The organism is Methylobacterium sp. AC315, from assembly GCF_979253755.1.
Genome location: NZ_CEEDEA010000004.1, coordinates 425,211 through 441,505, shown reverse-complemented (window position 1 = coordinate 441,505; position 16,295 = coordinate 425,211). Strand labels below are relative to the sequence as shown.

Here is a 16,295-nt window from a genome sequence, read left to right as displayed (position 1 = left end):
GCGGGGGTGGTGCGGTCCCGAACGCCGTGGGATCAAGCCCGCGGAGACTCACACGATGTCGAAGATCGATCTGGCCTGGCGGGTCGAGGAGGCCTGCCTCAACGCCTGGCCGAGCCCGCGCCAGCTCCTGGTTCACGGCTATCTGCTGCGCGCAGCCGGCGGCACCTCGAAGCGGCAGAACTCCATCAATCCGATGCGCGGCAGCGGCCGGCCCGAGCTGGCGATCCGGGCCGGAGAGGCCGTCTACGCCGCGCTCGGACGCCGGGCGATCTTCCGGATTCCGGGGATCGCGCCGCAGATGGAGCCGCTGCTGTCAGGCGGCCCTTACGCCGTCGTCGACGAGACCTGCACGCTGTTCCGGGAACTCGACGGATTCTGTGACGAGCCGGACCCGGCGGTCACGCTCGCGCGCAATCCCGATGCCGCATGGCTGGCCCTCCGGGACGCCATGAACCGGGCGGATCCCGCCGCCGCCCAGGCTTTTCGCACCACCGTCGAGGCGCTGATCCTCCCTCGGGCCTTCGCGGCCGTGGCGAACGAGGGCGAGATCGGGGGTGAGATCGGGGCCTTGGCCTTCGGCGTGTGCGACGGCGACCTTCTGGTGATCGAGTCCGTGGCGACCCCCGAGAGGCTGCGGGGACGGGGCCATGCTTGGCGGGCCGTGGGCGCGCTGCTGCGCTGGGCCCGCTCGCAGGGCGCCCGCGCGGCCTGTCTGCAGGTGGTGGCGGCCAACACGCCGGCCCGATCACTGTACCGCGGGCTGGGATTCGAGCGGGAGCTGTACCGGTATCACTACCGGGTCGGGCCGGAGCCGGCCTGAAACGGCCTCAGGCGTCGAACAGCGAACCCTGCCGGGTCACCGCGGGGGCGCCCGCTTGCGCACGCTTTCCTGTCGCAGCCGGCTCCGTCCGTGCGGACCGCCGCACCGGCTTTGCGGATACGGACGGGTCCGGCGTCCCGTCCGGCACGGCGTTCACCGTCCCGTCGGCGAATTGCAGGCTGAGGCGGCTGGCGGCGGCGGCATCGGCCGCGTGGCGGACCGGAAGGCCGGCGGCGTCGCGGACGAGGACGTAGCCCCGCTCCAGCACGGCCCGGTAGCTGAGCGATCCGAGGAGATGGGCCAGGCCCTCGAGCCGGTCGCGGCGGCGCTCGACGCCCCGCAGGCCTGCCTGATTCAGGCGGTCGGACAGGGCGACGAGGCGATCGGCCCGGCGTGCCTGAAGCGCCCGCGCCCGCTCGAGGCTGGCATCCCGGGCGACGACCAGGCGCCGACCGAGCTGGGCCAGAGCCTCGCCCTTGCGCTGGACGTCGTTGCGGAGGGCGGTGAGCGGCCGGTGGTCGATCCGCGCCAGCCGGGCCCGGGCATTCGCCAGCGCCACGTCGGGCGAGCGCCGGGCCATCCGGTCGAGAAGGAGCTGCAGGCGCGCGCGATGGCGGCTGGCCCCGGCCGCCAGGGCCGGAGCGAGCCGTGCCTCGGCGAGGTCGAGGCGCTGGCGCTTGGCCGCCAGCAAGGCATCGGCGCTCGGCAGGGCACGCGCGAGGGCCCGCAGATCCGACCGGTCGCGCTCGACCCGCCGGCCGACCGCCCCGACCGCCCGGGCGGACAGGTCGGCCACCGTGGCGATCAGGTCGGCCCGGACGGGGACGGCCATCTCGGCGGCCCCCGTCGGCGTCGGCGCCCGGCGGTCGGAGACGTAGTCGATCAGCGTGGTGTCGGTCTCGTGCCCGACCGCCGAGATCAGCGGGATCGCGCTCTCGAATGCGGCGCGGACCACGCATTCCTCGTTGAACGCCCACAGATCCTCGATGGAGCCGCCGCCGCGGGCGACGATCAGCACGTCCGGCCGGGGCAGGGGGCCGTCCGGGGCCAGGGCATTGAACCCGCGGATCGCGGCCGCGACCTCCTCGGCCGCACCGTCACCCTGGACCCGTACCGGCCAGACCAGCACGGGGCGCGGGAAGCGGTCCTCCAACCGATGCAGGATGTCCCGGATGACCGCCCCGGTGGGCGAGGTGACGACGCCGACCACGCGCGGCAGGTAAGGGATGGCCCGCTTGTGCTCCGGAGCGAACAGCCCCTCGGCGGTGAGCAGCTTCTTGCGCTCCTCCAGCAGGGCCATCCAGGCGCCGAGACCCGCCGGCTCGAGGCTCTCGACCACGATCTGGTACGAGGATTTTCCCGCGAAGGTGGTGATGCGGCCCGTCGCGACGACCTCCAACCCCTCCTGGGGCTTCTGGCGCAGGCGCCCGAACACGCCCTTCCAGACCACGGCATCGATCCGCGCTTGGCCGTCCTTCAGGGAGAAGTAGGCGTGGCCGGAGCCGTGCTGGCCGCGATAGCCGGAGATTTCGCCACGCAGGCGCACATGGCCGAACGCGTCCTCCAGGGTCCGCTTGAGCGCGCCCGCGAGCTCGCCGACCGACCATTCCGGCTGGTTGGCGGTGAGCACGCTGGTCGGCGGAATATCCGCCGCAGGCGAGGCTGCGGGGCGCGGAGGCGGCACGAGGGGCATGGACGGACGGTAGAGCAAGAGGCTGAAAACTGGAAACCGGATTTCCGGCCCGTCGAATCCGACGCTTGGGCGGGGCTGCGGCGCGCGGCGCCTTTTGCCGGTGGCATCTCCGGTCAGCCGAAATCCGCTTCCCAATCGCGGCCGCCGTAGAAAATGCGCAGGATCACGACGCGGCGATCCTCGACCGTGAAAGCAACCGTGACACGCCGCGCGAAGCCGATCGTGCGCAGGCCTGGGCGAAGTTCGCTGTGCAAGGTCCCGCGCTCGGCGCCGTATTCAAGCCCCTCGCAGAACGCACGGATGCTCTGTTCGAAGCCCGACGCAATGGCGGGCGTGCCGGCCTGCGCGATGGTGTCGTAGATCCAATCGAGGTCGTCACCGGCAGCAGGCGCGTAGATAATGCTCCGCCGCTTCACGTCCCAGGCCGAATCCGCGCTTCATGACGAAGGCGCATCCGCTCGGCCATGCCCTCCGACGAGATGGCGCGCTCGGGATGCGCTCTCATCGCGTCGTAGGTCGCAACCACTTCCTCGCGCAGCCAGCGCTCGACGGCGGCGTCACGCTCCTGAAGGGCACGCAATCCGGCCCGCACCACCTCGCTGGCGCTAGCAAACGCACCGGTCTTGACCTGTGCATCGATGAACGCGGCCTGCTCGGCAGGAAGGCTGAAGGTTCGCTTCTCGGACGCAGCCATGCGGATTCTCGCGTCGATGGGTATGAAAGTATCATACCATCTTCGGGACACGCCGCAACCTCTGAAGCGTCTTCAGCTGGTCGTGCCGGAGACGCCCATCCACGCGATGTCGGGCTGAGCGCCGGTCGCGGCAACGCGTCGGATCCCTATTCCACGGCCAGTTCGCGCGGCGCGTCCGAGATCGTGATCCGCGGCACGAACAGCGCCAGCACCAGGGTCAGCAGAGCCACCGCGAAGACCGTCCAGAACGTGCCGTGGAGGGCATGCTGGAGTCCGTGCCGGATGGCGTCGCCGCCGGCGCCGAGGCTGCCCGGATCCTCCAGGAGGCTCCGGAGCTGGCCGGAATCGACCGGTGAGCCGTCTGCCGGATGGGCCAGCCGGTAGTTCAGCACCGCGCCGAGCGCCGTGGCACCCAGGGTCGAGCCGAGGTTGCGCGCGAAGATGTTCGACGCGGTGGCGGCGCCGCGCTGCGCCCAGGCCACGCTGTCCTGGATGATCACGATGGCGGCGGTGGACAGGAAGCCCATGCCGAGCCCCATCACGATCGAGCCGCAGGCGGCCACGATCGGCGAGGACTCCGAACCCAGGGCGACGAACGCGGTGGCACCCAGCGGCAGCAGCGTCGCGCCGACCAGCAGCGTCGGGCGCAGGCCGAAGCGCACGAAGTTGCGGGCTGCCGTGGTGGCCCCGATCGGCCAGCCGAGCACCATCAGCGTGAGGGTCAATCCGGCGATCAGGGGCGACTGCCGAAGGACGCCCTGGACGTACATCGGCAGGAACGCGGTGAGCCCGATCACGGTCATGCCGGAGAGCAGCGTCGCGGCGTTGGTGGTCGCAATCGGGCGCTGCATCCACAGGCGGACATCGAGCATCGGGTCGGCGGCGCGGCGCTCCTGGAGCACGAACAGGATGGCCGCCACCGCAAAGCCGAGTGCCGGCCACAGGGCCGCCGAAGCCGACGTGCCGGCCTCCGTCAGCGCCATCATCAGCGCGGCGATGGCCGCGGTGAACAGGGCGGCACCCAACGCGTCGATCGGCCGGCTGCGCCGCTCGACGCTTTCCCGCAGGTAGACCAGGAACAGGCTCGCCGCGACGAGCCCCACGGGCAGGTTGATCCAGAAGATCCACGGCCAGCTCAGATGGCCGATGATCAAGCCGCCGACCAGGGGGCCCGCCACCGACGAGATGCCCCACACGCTCGCGAGATAACCCTGGACCTTGCCGCGTTCCCGGGCCGGATAGAGATCGCCGATGACCGTCAGGCTCACCGGCTGGATCGCGCCGGCCCCGACGCCCTGGACGAGGCGGAACAGGATCAGCGACGGCATCGACCAGGCGAGCCCGCACAGCAGCGAGCCGGCCAGGAACACGGCGATGCCGAACAGTAGGACCGGGCGGCGCCCGTAAAGGTCGGACAGCTTGCCGAACACCACCGTGGTGGCGGTCTGGGTCAGCAGGAACGAGCCGAACACCCAGGCATACAGATGGAGGTCGCCAAGCTGGCCGGCGATCTGCGGCATCGCGGTCGAGACGATGGTCGCCTCGATGGCGATCATGAACATCGCCGCCATCACCGCGGCGAGGACCAGCGGGCGGCGCGTCTCGGAAGGACTGGGCATGGGCGCGGTCTAGGCCCGGCTCCGGCCGAGACCTAGCGCCGAAGACGGGCTCCCGCGCGGCCCCGCTTCCGGGCCGTGCGGGAGCGCACATCCGCGGCTACGCTTCCACGTCGGCGTCCAGGTCCCGGCCGCGGGTCTCGGGCAGCAGGAAGGCCGCAATCGTCCCGACCAAGCTGAAGGCCGCCAGGTAATAGGCCGGGGCGAGCCGGTCGCCGGTGGCGGCGATCAGCCAGTTGATCACGTAGTTGGTGCTGCCGCCGAAGACCGAGACCGAGAGCGCGTAAACGATCGACAGCCCGGCGCTGCGCACCGCCCGCGGCAGCGCCTCCGGAATCCCGACGATCACCGCCGCGGCGTTGATGGAGGAGAGGGCCGAGAGCAGGAAGGTCACGGCGTAGACGCTCATGGCGCTCGGGGATCGCACCACCCAGGCGAAGGCCGGGACCGCCAGGATCAGGATGAGCGCCCGCGGCCAGATCATCACCGGGCGCCGTCCGACCCGGTCCGCCAGCCAGCCGCCCAGCAGCGGGAAGATCACCGAGGCGAGACCCAGCGCGATCGGCACCGCGGTCGCGGCGGTCTCGCTCAGGCCCAGGGTCGCGCCGGCATAGACCGGCATGTTGGTGCCGACGGCGTTCGACACCGTGGAGGCAGCGATGACCAGGAAGGTCAGGCCCAGCAGGCGGCCGTGCTCGCGCAGGAGACGCCCGACCACCGAGAGGGTCGAGGGGGCAGCGTGGGGATCCTCCTCGGCGCCGGCGGTCTCGGGCAGGTGGCTGCGGATCACCAAGCCGACCGGAACGACGCAGAGGCCGAGCGCGAACATCAGCCGCCAGCCCCAGGCCGACATCGCCTGATCGCCGACCACGAGGGCCAGGATGGTCGCGATGATGCCGGCGAACAGGGCCGCGCAGCCCTGGCTGGCGATCTGCCAGCTGGTCACGAAACCTCGCTTGGCCGGCGGCGCCGCCTCGAGCAGGTAGGCGGTGGACGGGCCGACCTCGCCGCCGAGCGCGAGGCCCTGGATGAGACGGCCCGCGATGACGATCACCTGTGCCCAGCCGCCGATCGCCGCGTAGGACGGGCATGCGGCCAGCATCAGCATGCCGAGCGCCATCAGCGCGATGGTGATCAGCATCGCCGGCTTTCGCCCGGCCCGATCCGCGAAGGCGCCGATCAGCACGCCGCCGATCGGCCGCATCACGTAGCCGATGCCGAACAGGGCGAGCGACGCCAGCAGGCTGTGCGTCGGGTCGGTGGCCGGAAAGAACGCTTCGCCGATCGGTTTCGCGAAGAACGCGTAGACCGTGAAATCGTAGAATTCGAGGGCGTTGCCGAGCACCACGGCCCCGACCGCCTTGCGGTCGAGGGCGGGGTGGGCCGGCGCGGCGGCGTGTACCTGCGTCGTGGCATCCATCAGCGAGTCGGCTCCCCGGCCGGCGGATGCTTGGCGATTCCCCCCGTCACCGGCTCGGCGCCATCGGAGACGGCTTCGTCGTAGCCCGCAAGCCAGCGGTCCCGGGCTTCGGTGCCTTCGGCATAGGGGCAGGCCTCGCGGGCCAGACCCTTTCCGGGCGCAGCCTTGCCGAGCGCATGCGTGTCGAGGTCGTTCGGTGGCGAATCCATTCGGGCGGCGCTCCTCGTGTGGCGGCCGCCGCGATGTAGGGCGCGCGGGGCGGGGCGCTCAATGCAGGGTCGGATCCGCGTCCGGCGGCAGCGATACGACCTCGCTGAACGGGAATTCCAGAACGACGTCGCCGGCTTCGTCGGTGACCACCAGGCAGGCGGTCAGGAGCCTAGCCTGATCCCGGGCCTCGGCCAGGGCCGCACGGATCGTGTCCTGGGCCTTCTCCCAGGCCTGATCCGGATCGCGCAGAGCGACGCCGGTCGCATCGGTGATCACGTCGTCGCCGATCTGCGTGTGGAAGAAGTAGCGCGGCATGGCCTTCAACCCCGGGTGTCGACCGCCCCCGCGGGGCGGCAGGCACCAGATGGGGATCGAGGCGGCCGCAATCAGCAACCGGACTCAGCCGTTGGCGGCGCTCCGCGCCGGAGCGGCGGCGACCGGTCGGAGGGTGTGCACGGTGGCGGAGGCGCCCCCCGTGCGGTGGAGCTTCTCCATGGCCATCAGCGGCCGCAATTCGGGCTCCGCGAAGTCCATCAGTCGGGCGTTGCGCCAGCGCGGCTTTCCGGCGCCACGACCGAACCAGCGCGGCCGCACCTCCTCGACCAGCAGGACGAGTCGCCCCGTCCAGGATTTGCGGAACCAGAATCGCCCCGTCAGAGACATCGTCCGATCCTTGTCGACAGTCCCGCCCGGTACGATGGGCCGGGATCACGGCGCCCCGCTCTCGCGTCGCCCAATACCCGACTTGGCCGCGGACTTACCAGTCTTCGAAGCCGAACAATTGCGAGTCGTTCGATATCCACAGGCCACCACCCGGCAGTCCGGCGCTCAGCGCATGACGTGACGCACGACCAGGCCGAGGACGAGGAGCCAGACCAGCCCCGAGGTCACGTAGACGAAGCCGCGTAGGAGCGCGGATTCCAGCGCATGGTGCGCCGAGACCTGCCCAGGTCCGTCGGCGCGAGACTCCGCGGATGACCGCGCCGCGCCGCGCGCACCGCCGGGAGGGGCAGCGAGAATGCGGGTCAGGCTGTCCGGCAGTGGTCTGTGGTGGGTCGTCACGGATCGGAAGGATAGGCGCCGCCGGGCTCGCGTCACAAGACACCTCTATTGAGGAAGCCGGCGCGGGTGAATCGTCGGCCTGCCCGTGATAGAGAGCGCCGACCCCTGCGGGACGGCCCGCCCTCGGCGTCCGATCATGTCCCTGCCCCCTGTCCTGATCACGGGCGTCGCCGGCTTCATCGGCAACGCGCTCGCGCTGCGATTCCTGGAGGCTGGCCGGGAGGTCGTGGGCCTCGATAACGTCAACGCTTATTACGATGTCGGCCTGAAGGAGGCGCGGCTCCGGCGCCTCGATCCGTTCCCGGGCTACAGCTTCGCGCGCCTCGACCTGACCGACACGGCCGGCCTCGATGCGCTGTTCGTCCGGCACGGCTTTCGAACCGTCGTCCACCTCGCCGCGCAGGCCGGCGTGCGCTACTCGCTGACGAACCCGCAGGCCTACGCGGCGAGCAACCTCGTCGGCTTCCTCAATATCCTCGAGGCCTGCCGCCACGGCGGCGTCGAGCATCTGCTCTACGCGTCATCGAGCTCGGTCTACGGGGCGGTCACGACGATGCCGTTCTCGATCCACCAGAACGTCGACCATCCGGTGAGCCTTTACGCGGCCACCAAGAAGGCCAACGAGCTGATGGCCCACAGCTACAGCCACCTCTACCGGCTGCCAACCACCGGCCTGCGCTTCTTCACCGTGTACGGACCCTGGGGCCGACCGGACATGGCGATGTCCCTGTTCGCCCGCGCGATCCTGGCCGGGGAACCGATCCAGGTGTTCAACGAGGGCCGGATGCGGCGCGACTTCACCTATATCGACGACATTCTCGAGGGGATCGTCGCCCTGGCCGAAAGACCGGCCGCGGCCAACCCGGACTGGAGCGGGGCCGATCCGGATCCGGGCACCAGCGCGGCGCCGTATCGGATCTACAACATCGGCAACAACGAGCCGGTGGAGCTGATGCAGATGATCGCGCTTCTCGAAGAGGCGCTCGGACGGAAGGCCGAGACGATCCTGCTGCCGATGCAGCCCGGCGACGTGCCGGCCACCTTCGCGGATATCGACGACCTCGCCCGCGACACCGGCTTCCGGCCGGCGACACCGCTGAATCTCGGCATCGCGCGTTTCGCCGCCTGGTATCGCGGTTTCTACGGACTTTGAGCGGGGAGACTGCGCCTCAGCGACGACGTCCCGAAGGTCGATGCGGTCGTCCCGTGTCGCGCCGCCGGTGGCCGAGCAAGGCCGCGATCCCCACGAAGGCGGCCAGCGCCGTCCACATGCCGCCCTCGCCGAGCTTGCCCACCGCGACCGACAAGCGATCCGGCTCGTCGACGAGCGCGATCACGATTCCGACAAGACCGCAGAGCGTCACAAAGATCGCCAGGACGCGGAAGGTCATCGTGGGCACTCCCGGCGCCGCGAAGGACGCGAGGCGACCGGTCTTGTCTATGACTTCGCCCGAGCGGAGCGCAACCGCCCAGCCGACACCGGGCGCTGTCGCCCCATCCCGATCCAGCTTCCATCGGCCGCAGGCCGCCGAGGGCGGGCCCCGCCGTTGAAGGTTTGGTCGCCAGCGCATGCGGCGGGACGACGACCTCGCGAGGCTAGGCCGTTGCACCATCTGCGTGTAATCATTTAGAGCTGTTCCAGGCAGGAAAGCTCTGCTTTAAACGCTGCCGCGACAGCGGCCAAAAGGAGGAAATCCATGCGTTCACTCATTCTCGGCGCCGTTCTCGCTGCCTTGCTCCCGTTCTCCGCGCAGGCCCAGGAGGCCGGTGACGCGGCTGCCGGCGAGAAGGCGTTCGCCCCGTGCAAGGCCTGCCACAACTTTCAGAAGAACGGCGTCGGTCCGGACCTGAAGGGCGTCGTCGGGCGCAAGGCCGGCACCTACGAGGGCTACAACTACTCCGCCGCGCTGAAGAATTCCGGCATCACCTGGGACGAGGCCAACCTTCACGAGTGGCTGAAGAACCCGAAGACCAAGGTGCCCGGCACCAAGATGATCTTCCAGGGCTACCCCGACGACAAGAAGATCAACGACGTGATCGCCTACCTCAAGACGCAGTCCTGAGCCCTCGCTCCAAGGTCTGACCTCCAAACGAAGGCATCCGCGCAGCCGCGCGGGTGCCTTCCGTCGTTCAGGACCGCCCGATGAGCGGATCGAGGCTCGAGACGGCGTGCTATTCCGGGATCAGCCCGGCTTGAAGCCCGAGCCGCAGGGTCACCAGATCGTTCAGCAGGTCCTTCCGCCCCTGCACGTTCAGCCCGGTCCTGTCACCCGCCTCGTCGGGGAGGCAGGCAAGCACGTCGCGCAGCTTGGCTCCGGCGGGCGTGAGGAAGATGCTGACCTGCCGCTCGTCGGCCCGGTCGCGAGCGCGCCGCACGCGACCGGAGGCTTCCAGGCGCTTGAGCAACGGCGTCAGGGTCCCGGAATCGAGGAACAGGCGGTTGCCGATCTCCTTGACCGACAGGCCGTCCTCTTCCCACAGGACCAGCAGGACGAGATATTGCGGGTATGTCAGCTCGTGCTGGCCGAGGAGGTTGCGATAGGCACGGCCGAAGGCGTGCGCGGCGGCGTAGACCGCGAAGCACAATTGGTTGTCGAGACGCTGCCGGTCCCGCTGCGATAGCTGGTCGACGGACGCCTGACCCGCCTTGGTGGTTGGCGCAGCGCCGCTCTGCGGAGCAGTCGGGCCTGACATGGGGTGGACTCTCTCTGGTAAAGGCGGCCTATCGTACCGGTATGCCGAAGGGCACTCTTAGTCAGTTCGTCAAACCTGTACAATTCTCGTGGACCGCGGACGTGCCACAGATCCTCTGCGACGTTCAGCCATCCATCAACGGGTGCAGATCTCGTACCATCGCTTTCAGGCGTTCATCGAGGACGTGCGTGTAGATCTGCGTCGTCGAGATATCGGCGTGGCCGAGCAACTCCTGAACGATGCGTAGGTCGGCCCCGTTCTGCAGCAGATGACTGGCGAAGGCGTGGCGCAGGACGTGCGGGCTGACGCGGTCGGGGCGCAAGCCCGCGGCCAGCGCGACGGCCTTGAGGTCGCGGGCGAAGGCCTGCCGGGTGAGGTGGCCGCTGTCGCTGTCGGCGGGAAACAGCCAGGGGGACTCCTCCGGCACCGCAGCGAGGTGGGCGGTCATCGCGGCCCTGGACGCCTCCGTCAGCGGGACGAGCCGTTCTCGGCCGCCCTTGCCCTTGATGAACAGGTAGCGCTCACGGGTGGCGCCCGCGGTGCGCGGGAGGGCGACGAGTTCCGAGACGCGCAGGCCCGTCGCGTAGAGAAGCTCGAGCAGGCAGACCATCCGGCGGGCCCGGCGCGCCGGACCGGGCTGCTCGTCGGCGGATGCCGCCGCGTGGGCGGTGGCAAGAAGCCCGTCCACCTCGGCGATCGACAGCACTTTCGGGAGCGTGCGGCCCCGGCGCGGCCCCGAGACCGCGACGCTCGGATCGGCTTCGGCGTATCCCTCAGCGTAGAGAAACTTGTGGAAGCCGCGCACGCACGACAGGCGCCGCGCCGCCGACGACGCCATCAACCCCCGTGTCTCCAGATCGGCGACGAAGGCCCGGAGGCTGTGGGTGTCGGCCTCTTCGAGAGGGATGCCCGCGCGCTTGAGATAGGCGAGGTAATCGTCGAGGTCGCGCCTGTAGGCGGCCAGCGTGTTGGCGCCGGCACCGCGCTCGGCGGCCAGCATGTCGAGATAGGCGGCGACCTCCGGGGACGGGGGCGGAGCCGCGCCGCCGGCGACGGCCGCGCTCAACGGCTGCCCGGTTGGAGCTTCGAGGCCGGGATGGTCACGGTCATCTCCCGGGGGGTCGGCACCACGAAGTTCGCCAGCGCGAACATCGCCGCGAAGACGAGGCCGGCCAGGATCGCGAGGGTAGCGAAGAAACGGAACAGGGTCGGCACGTCGGTCGAACCTCGGGCAGACGAGCGCAGTCGACGGGGAGGGAGCGCGCGGAAATCTCCCCCGAAATGTCACGAAGGCTCGGTTTCGAACATGCGATCACGGCGCTGACAAGGCCTGGAAGGACACAGCGATGCGTTTCGCAGGCCGCTTGAATCGCGCTAAGAGCCTGGCACAGGATTGGAAGCCCCCCGGCGAGGCGCGTACGGGGCGGCGATAGGGAGCCGGAGACGCCACGATCATGCGATGCTGCCGTCGATGAACGAAGAGGACGTCGGGGAACCGATCGAGGCGCGCCTGCGCCGGGCGCTGGGCCTGCGCTCGATCGTGCTCGTCGGCTTGATGGGGGCGGGCAAGAGCACGGTCGGCCGGCGCTTGGCCAGTCGGCTCGGACTGATCTTCAAGGATGCCGACAGCGAGATCGAGGCGGCGGCCGGCCTGACCATCCCCGATATCTTCGCGATCTACGGCGAGCCGAGCTTCCGCGACGGCGAAGAGCGCGTGATCTCGCGCCTCCTGCGTGCCGGCCCCCTCGTGCTGGCCACCGGCGGCGGCGCCTACCTGCGCGAGGCGACGCGGGTGCGCATCCGGGAATCCGCCATCTCGGTCTGGTTGAAGGCCGATCTCGACGTGCTGATGCGGCGGGTGCGCAAGCGCGGCAACAGGCCCCTGCTCCACACCGACGATCCCGAGGCGACGATGCGCGACCTGATGGCGGTCCGCCACCCGGTCTACGCGGCCGCCGACGTGGTGGTGATCTCCCGGGAGGTCTCGCACGACCGGGTCGTCCAGGACGTGCTGGAGGCGCTGGACGCCCACATGAATGCCGCCGCCCCGCGCCCCATCGCCGCCCAGTGACGCCCAAGCGAGCCTGTCCGTGACCGAGCCATCGACCCAACCGGTTCCCCTGACGGTCCACGTGCCCCTCGATGCCGGGCGCGACTACGACATCCTGATCGGGCGTGGCCTGATCGAGACGGCCGGCGCTCAGGTGGCGGCCCTCGGGGGCCGGCGGGCGGCGATCGTCACCGACGAGAATGTCGGGGCGCTTTATGGCGAGCGGCTGCGCGACAGCCTGGAGCGGGCGGGCCTGAACGCGGGTTTCGTCACGGTGGCGCCCGGCGAAAGCTCGAAATCCTACGCGGGTTACGCGCAGGTCTGCGACGGCCTGCTGGCGCTGAAGGTCGAACGCGGCGATCTCGTGGTCGCCCTCGGGGGCGGCGTGGTCGGGGATCTCGCCGGTTTCGCGGCTGCCACCCTGCGCCGGGGCGTACGCTTCGTGCAGGTCCCAACCAGCCTGCTCGCCCAGGTCGATTCCTCGGTGGGCGGCAAGACCGGGATCAACGCGCCGCTCGGCAAGAACCTGATCGGCGCCTTCCATCAGCCGCGCCTGGTGCTGGCCGACACGGGGGCCCTCGACACCCTGTCCGAGCGCGAGATGCGTGCCGGCTACGCCGAGGTCGCCAAGTACGGGCTGATCGCCGATGCCGGCTTCTTCGACTGGTGCGAGGCCAACTGGCGCGGGATTTTCGCGGGCGGTCCGGAGCGTGACGAGGCCGTGGCCGCATGCTGCCGGGCCAAGGCCAGCGTGGTGACCCGGGACGAACGCGAGGACGGCGAGCGCGCGCTGCTCAACCTCGGACACACGTTCGGGCACGCCCTGGAGCGGCTCACGGGCTACGAGTCGGCTCGGCTGGTCCATGGAGAGGGCGTCGCGATCGGTCTCGCCCTGGCCTTCCGGTTCTCGGCCCGGCTCGGGCTCTGCGCCGGGCAGGATGCCGGCCGCGTCGCCAACCACCTCACGCTCGCCGGCCTGCCGACCCGCCTCCAGGCGGTTCCGGGTGGATGCGGCGACGCCGACGCCATCCTCGAAGCGATGGCCCAAGACAAGAAGGTCCGCGACGGCGCCCTGACCTTCATCCTTGCCCGCGGCATCGGCCAGAGCTTCATCGCTCCAGGGATCGACCGGGGGGAGGTGCGGGCGTTCCTGCTGGACGAACTGGCTGCCGATCGTCAGGCCTGAGGGTCTTCATCCGACCATCGGCCTTGCCTTGCGCCGGTCGGACCGCTATGAGCCTGCCACGTCCGGGACGGCGCAAACCGTCACGGAGGTCTGGCTCGAACGGCCCTCGGGGCGCTCGGGGCAGAGGTTCGAGATCGGTGCGCCGATCTCGCCGGTTGCCGGTGTAGCTCAGTGGTAGAGCAGCGCTTTCGTAAAGCGAAGGTCGGGGGTTCAAATCCCTCCTCCGGCACCACTTTCCTCCCTAAACAGCCCTAGCGAACCAGGTCGAGCCGCGAGCGGCCGGAGCGCGTGTCGGCCGAAAGCCGCCGTGCCTGAGCGTTACATGCGCAGCACCTTCTTCGGAACCGGATTGCCCATCCTGGTGTAGGGCCTTCTGTGCCGCGCGGCGGCCCACGGGCGGGGATACGTCATGAAAGCCGAGATCCTGGACGTCCGGTTCGTCCACGAGGGCTGGAGCCGATTCGGGATCGCCAAGGTGCGTCTCGCAGACGGCGCCGTGGTCGAGCGCGAGATCGAGGATCACGGCAATTCGGTTGGTGTTCTACCCTACGATCCGGAGCGGCGGGTCGCCACGCTGGTGCGGGAGCTGCGGGTGCCACCCCTGTTCGCGGCCGGCGAGCAGGTCCAACTGGAGGCGCCGGCCGGCCTCATCGACGACGGCAGCCCGGAGGAGAACGGCCGCCGGGAGGTGCTGGAGGAGGTCGGCTTGCGCCTGCACGCGCTCGAATTCGTCGGCGCGACCTATTCCTGCGCCAGCTTGACCACCGAAAAGCTGCATCTCTACCTCGCCCCCTACGGCAAGGCCGACCGCGCCGAGGACGGCGGCGGCGCTGAGGGCGAGCACGAGAACATCCGGATTATGGAAATGCCGCTCGCTGACCTCGCCGGGATGGCGGACCGGGCCGAACTCACCGATCTCAAGACGTTGACGCTGGTCCTGGCGCTGCGCGCCCGCCATCCGGAGCTTTTCGCGGCGTGAGAATCCGCTATCGCGTATTCGCGCAATGGTTGATCACCGCCATGGTATTCGGCGCGGTCGCCTGGATCGCGTTTCACCTGCGCTGAGTAGAAACCCGTCTCAGGAATCGAAGCGATGAGCGAAGACGCCGTCACCGCCGAACCCCACGGCCTCGACCGGGGTCTGACCAATTACGGCGACCGCGATTTCGCCCGCTACCTGCGCCGCTCCTTCGCCCGGTCCATGGGCATCTCGCGCACGCTCCTCGACAAGCCGGTGGTCGGCATCGCCATGACGCCGTCCGGGTTCAACAACTGCCATCGCGGCATGCCGGAACTGGTCGAGGCGGTCTCGCGCGGGGTGCTGGCTGCCGGGGCCCTGCCGCTGCCGTTCCCGACCGTGTCGCTCGGAGAGGTTTTCCTCAACCCGACCAGCATGATGTACCGCAACCTCATGGCCATGGACACGGAGGAGATGATCCAGGCCCAGCCGATGGATGCGGTGGTCCTGATCGGCGGCTGCGACAAGACCGTGCCGGCTCAGCTCATGGGGGCGGCCTCGGCCGGCCTGCCGGCGATCCAGGTCGTGACCGGCCCGATGTCCACCGGCCGTCATCGCGGCCAGCGGCTCGGCGCCTGCACGGATTGCCGGGGCTTCTGGGCCAAGTACCGGGCCGGAACGGTGGATTCGGAGGAAATCGCCGAGGTCGAGGGCCGGCTCTCGGTCACGGCCGGCACCTGCGCGGTGATGGGCACGGCCTCGACCATGGCCTGCATCGCCGAGGCGCTCGGCATGTCGCTGCCCGGGACCGCCGCGATCCCGGCCGTGCATTCGGACCGGCTGGTGGCCGCCGAAGAGACCGGACGCGCCGCGGTGCGGCTGATCCAGACCAAGATCACGCCGGCGCAGGTCATCACGCAGAAATCGGTCGAGAACGCGATCCGGGTCCTGATGGCGGTATCGGGCTCCACCAACGCCATCGTGCACCTCACGGCCATCGCCGGGCGCCTCGGAATCCGCATCCCGTCCGGGCGCTTCAACGAAATCTCGGACGAGACCCCGGTGCTGGTCGACCTGAAGCCCGTGGGCGAGGGCTACATGGAGGATTTCCACGCCGCGGGCGGCATGGGTGCGCTGCTGCGAGAGCTGCGCCCGCTCCTGCATCTCGACACCGTGGACGTGGAGGGCCGCACCCTGGCCGAGCGTCTGGACGAACCGGCCGGCTGGGTCGACCGCGCGGTGATCCGAGCCTTCGACGATCCGGTCTCGCCGGTAGGCGGCCTAGTGGCGCTCAGCGGCAACCTGGCCCCGGACGGAGCGATCTTCAAGCGCGCCGCCGCGACGCCGGAGCTGTTCGAATCCGAGGGGCGAGCGGTGGTGTTCACCGGCCTCGAAGACCTGAGCCGCCGAATCGACGACCCGGACCTCGACGTGGCGCCGGGGGATGTGCTGGTGCTGCAGAATGCCGGGCCGCACGCCGCCGGCATGCCCGAGGCGGGCTACCTGCCGATCCCCAAGAAACTCGCCAGGGCGGGGGTGAAAGACATGGTGCGGATCTCGGACGCCCGGATGTCCGGCACCGCCTTCGGGTCGATCGTGCTGCACATCGCCCCGGAGGCGGCCATCGGCGGTCCGCTCGGAGCCGTGCGCGACGGCGACCGGGTCCGCCTGTCGATCCGCGACAAGCGGATCGACCTGCTGGTGGACGAGGCCGAGATCGCCCGCCGCCTCGCCGGCCATCAACCGCCGCCCGCTCCCAAGCGTGGCTACAAGGCACTCTACCGGCGCACCGTCACGCAAGCGCCGGAGGGATGCGACTTCGACTTCCTGATCGGGGAGGGCGAGCCGGGCTGAGGCCGGCCGCTTGATCCCCGGGCACGCCGGGGCCATCG

At 70.0% G+C, this 16,295-nt stretch carries 20 protein-coding genes and 1 tRNA gene; 8 read left to right on the top strand and 13 right to left on the bottom strand.

Features of this window, described 5'->3' with window-relative positions; genetic code table 11:
• The first annotated feature begins 55 nt into the window (after positions 1-55).
• Positions 56-820 carry a GNAT family N-acetyltransferase gene (locus AC0IY0_RS09875; protein ID WP_471763705.1) on the top strand — a complete coding sequence of 255 codons (765 nt, stop codon included), beginning with the start codon at positions 56-58 and terminating at the stop codon, positions 818-820.
• A 7-nt stretch (positions 821-827) separates the two neighbouring features.
• Here AC0IY0_RS09875 and xseA read toward each other — a convergent pair whose 3' ends face one another.
• From xseA to AC0IY0_RS09830, 9 genes are all read right to left on the bottom strand, one after another.
• Complete coding sequence (gene xseA / locus AC0IY0_RS09870) at positions 828-2,513, bottom strand: exodeoxyribonuclease VII large subunit (RefSeq protein WP_471763704.1); 1,686 nt, start codon at positions 2,511-2,513, stop codon at positions 828-830.
• 113 nt (positions 2,514-2,626) lie between these two features.
• Positions 2,627-2,929, bottom strand: coding sequence for a type II toxin-antitoxin system RelE/ParE family toxin (locus AC0IY0_RS09865; protein ID WP_147852869.1), 303 nt, complete (start codon positions 2,927-2,929; stop codon positions 2,627-2,629).
• On the bottom strand, positions 2,926-3,207 hold the full coding sequence (locus AC0IY0_RS09860) for a type II toxin-antitoxin system ParD family antitoxin (protein ID WP_147905722.1): 282 nt from the start codon (positions 3,205-3,207) through the stop codon (positions 2,926-2,928). Before AC0IY0_RS09860 ends, AC0IY0_RS09865 begins: the two co-directional genes overlap by 4 nt.
• A 146-nt stretch (positions 3,208-3,353) precedes the next feature.
• Positions 3,354-4,826 carry an MDR family MFS transporter gene (locus tag AC0IY0_RS09855; protein WP_147938071.1) on the bottom strand — a complete coding sequence of 491 codons (1,473 nt, stop codon included), beginning with the start codon at positions 4,824-4,826 and terminating at the stop codon, positions 3,354-3,356.
• A 97-nt stretch (positions 4,827-4,923) separates the two neighbouring features.
• The gene (locus tag AC0IY0_RS09850) at positions 4,924-6,243 is read right to left on the bottom strand and encodes an MFS transporter (RefSeq protein ID WP_471763703.1); all 1,320 of its coding nucleotides are present in this window, start codon (positions 6,241-6,243) and stop codon (positions 4,924-4,926) included.
• Positions 6,243-6,452: an Rmf/CrpP family protein gene (locus AC0IY0_RS09845; RefSeq protein WP_147852873.1), complete on the bottom strand. Its 210-nt coding sequence runs from the start codon at positions 6,450-6,452 to the stop codon at positions 6,243-6,245. Before AC0IY0_RS09845 ends, AC0IY0_RS09850 begins: the two co-directional genes overlap by 1 nt.
• A 58-nt stretch (positions 6,453-6,510) precedes the next feature.
• Positions 6,511-6,768, bottom strand: coding sequence for a DUF6894 family protein (locus AC0IY0_RS09840; RefSeq protein WP_147852874.1), 258 nt, complete (start codon positions 6,766-6,768; stop codon positions 6,511-6,513).
• An 84-nt stretch (positions 6,769-6,852) separates the two neighbouring features.
• Positions 6,853-7,116, bottom strand: coding sequence for a hypothetical protein (locus AC0IY0_RS09835; RefSeq protein WP_147905725.1), 264 nt, complete (start codon positions 7,114-7,116; stop codon positions 6,853-6,855).
• 165 nt (positions 7,117-7,281) lie between these two features.
• Positions 7,282-7,515, bottom strand: a complete 234-nt coding sequence (locus AC0IY0_RS09830) for a hypothetical protein (protein WP_147938073.1) — start codon at positions 7,513-7,515, stop codon at positions 7,282-7,284.
• 136 nt (positions 7,516-7,651) lie between these two features.
• On the opposite strand from AC0IY0_RS09830, the gene AC0IY0_RS09825 reads away from it, so the two are divergent.
• Entirely contained in the window at positions 7,652-8,668 is a 1,017-nt protein-coding gene (locus tag AC0IY0_RS09825; protein WP_471763702.1) for an NAD-dependent epimerase, read from the top strand.
• 16 nt (positions 8,669-8,684) lie between these two features.
• On the opposite strand, the gene AC0IY0_RS09820 is transcribed toward AC0IY0_RS09825, so the two are convergent.
• On the bottom strand, positions 8,685-8,906 hold the full coding sequence (locus AC0IY0_RS09820) for a hypothetical protein (protein ID WP_471763701.1): 222 nt from the start codon (positions 8,904-8,906) through the stop codon (positions 8,685-8,687).
• A gap of 306 nt (positions 8,907-9,212) precedes the next feature.
• Between AC0IY0_RS09820 and AC0IY0_RS09815 the strand changes: the two genes are divergently transcribed.
• Positions 9,213-9,578, top strand: a complete 366-nt coding sequence (locus AC0IY0_RS09815; protein ID WP_147905729.1) for a c-type cytochrome — start codon at positions 9,213-9,215, stop codon at positions 9,576-9,578.
• Between the two features lie 109 nt (positions 9,579-9,687).
• Here AC0IY0_RS09815 and AC0IY0_RS09810 read toward each other — a convergent pair whose 3' ends face one another.
• The 3 genes from AC0IY0_RS09810 to AC0IY0_RS09800 form a co-directional block, all read right to left on the bottom strand.
• Entirely contained in the window at positions 9,688-10,209 is a 522-nt protein-coding gene (locus tag AC0IY0_RS09810) for a MarR family winged helix-turn-helix transcriptional regulator (RefSeq protein ID WP_187278325.1), read from the bottom strand.
• Positions 10,210-10,333: 124 nt separating this feature from the next.
• The gene (locus tag AC0IY0_RS09805; protein ID WP_147896271.1) at positions 10,334-11,275 is read right to left on the bottom strand and encodes a site-specific tyrosine recombinase XerD; all 942 of its coding nucleotides are present in this window, start codon (positions 11,273-11,275) and stop codon (positions 10,334-10,336) included.
• Positions 11,272-11,424, bottom strand: coding sequence for a histidine kinase (locus tag AC0IY0_RS09800; RefSeq protein WP_147896272.1), 153 nt, complete (start codon positions 11,422-11,424; stop codon positions 11,272-11,274). The genes AC0IY0_RS09805 and AC0IY0_RS09800 overlap by 4 nt, the downstream gene beginning before the upstream one ends.
• Positions 11,425-11,680: 256 nt before the next feature.
• On the opposite strand from AC0IY0_RS09800, the gene AC0IY0_RS09795 reads away from it, so the two are divergent.
• The 5 genes from AC0IY0_RS09795 (at position 11,681) to AC0IY0_RS09775 (ending at position 16,257) form a co-directional block, all read left to right on the top strand.
• Positions 11,681-12,280, top strand: coding sequence for a shikimate kinase (locus AC0IY0_RS09795; protein ID WP_246692242.1), 600 nt, complete (start codon positions 11,681-11,683; stop codon positions 12,278-12,280).
• 19 nt (positions 12,281-12,299) lie between these two features.
• Positions 12,300-13,445, top strand: a complete 1,146-nt coding sequence (gene aroB, locus AC0IY0_RS09790) for a 3-dehydroquinate synthase (RefSeq protein ID WP_471763700.1) — start codon at positions 12,300-12,302, stop codon at positions 13,443-13,445.
• A 157-nt stretch (positions 13,446-13,602) separates the two neighbouring features.
• Positions 13,603-13,677: transfer RNA gene (locus AC0IY0_RS09785), tRNA-Thr, on the top strand.
• Between the two features lie 177 nt (positions 13,678-13,854).
• Positions 13,855-14,424 carry an NUDIX domain-containing protein gene (locus AC0IY0_RS09780; protein WP_471763699.1) on the top strand — a complete coding sequence of 190 codons (570 nt, stop codon included), beginning with the start codon at positions 13,855-13,857 and terminating at the stop codon, positions 14,422-14,424.
• Positions 14,425-14,538: 114 nt separating this feature from the next.
• Positions 14,539-16,257 carry an IlvD/Edd family dehydratase gene (locus tag AC0IY0_RS09775; protein WP_471763698.1) on the top strand — a complete coding sequence of 573 codons (1,719 nt, stop codon included), beginning with the start codon at positions 14,539-14,541 and terminating at the stop codon, positions 16,255-16,257.
• Positions 16,258-16,295: the final 38 nt, after the last annotated feature.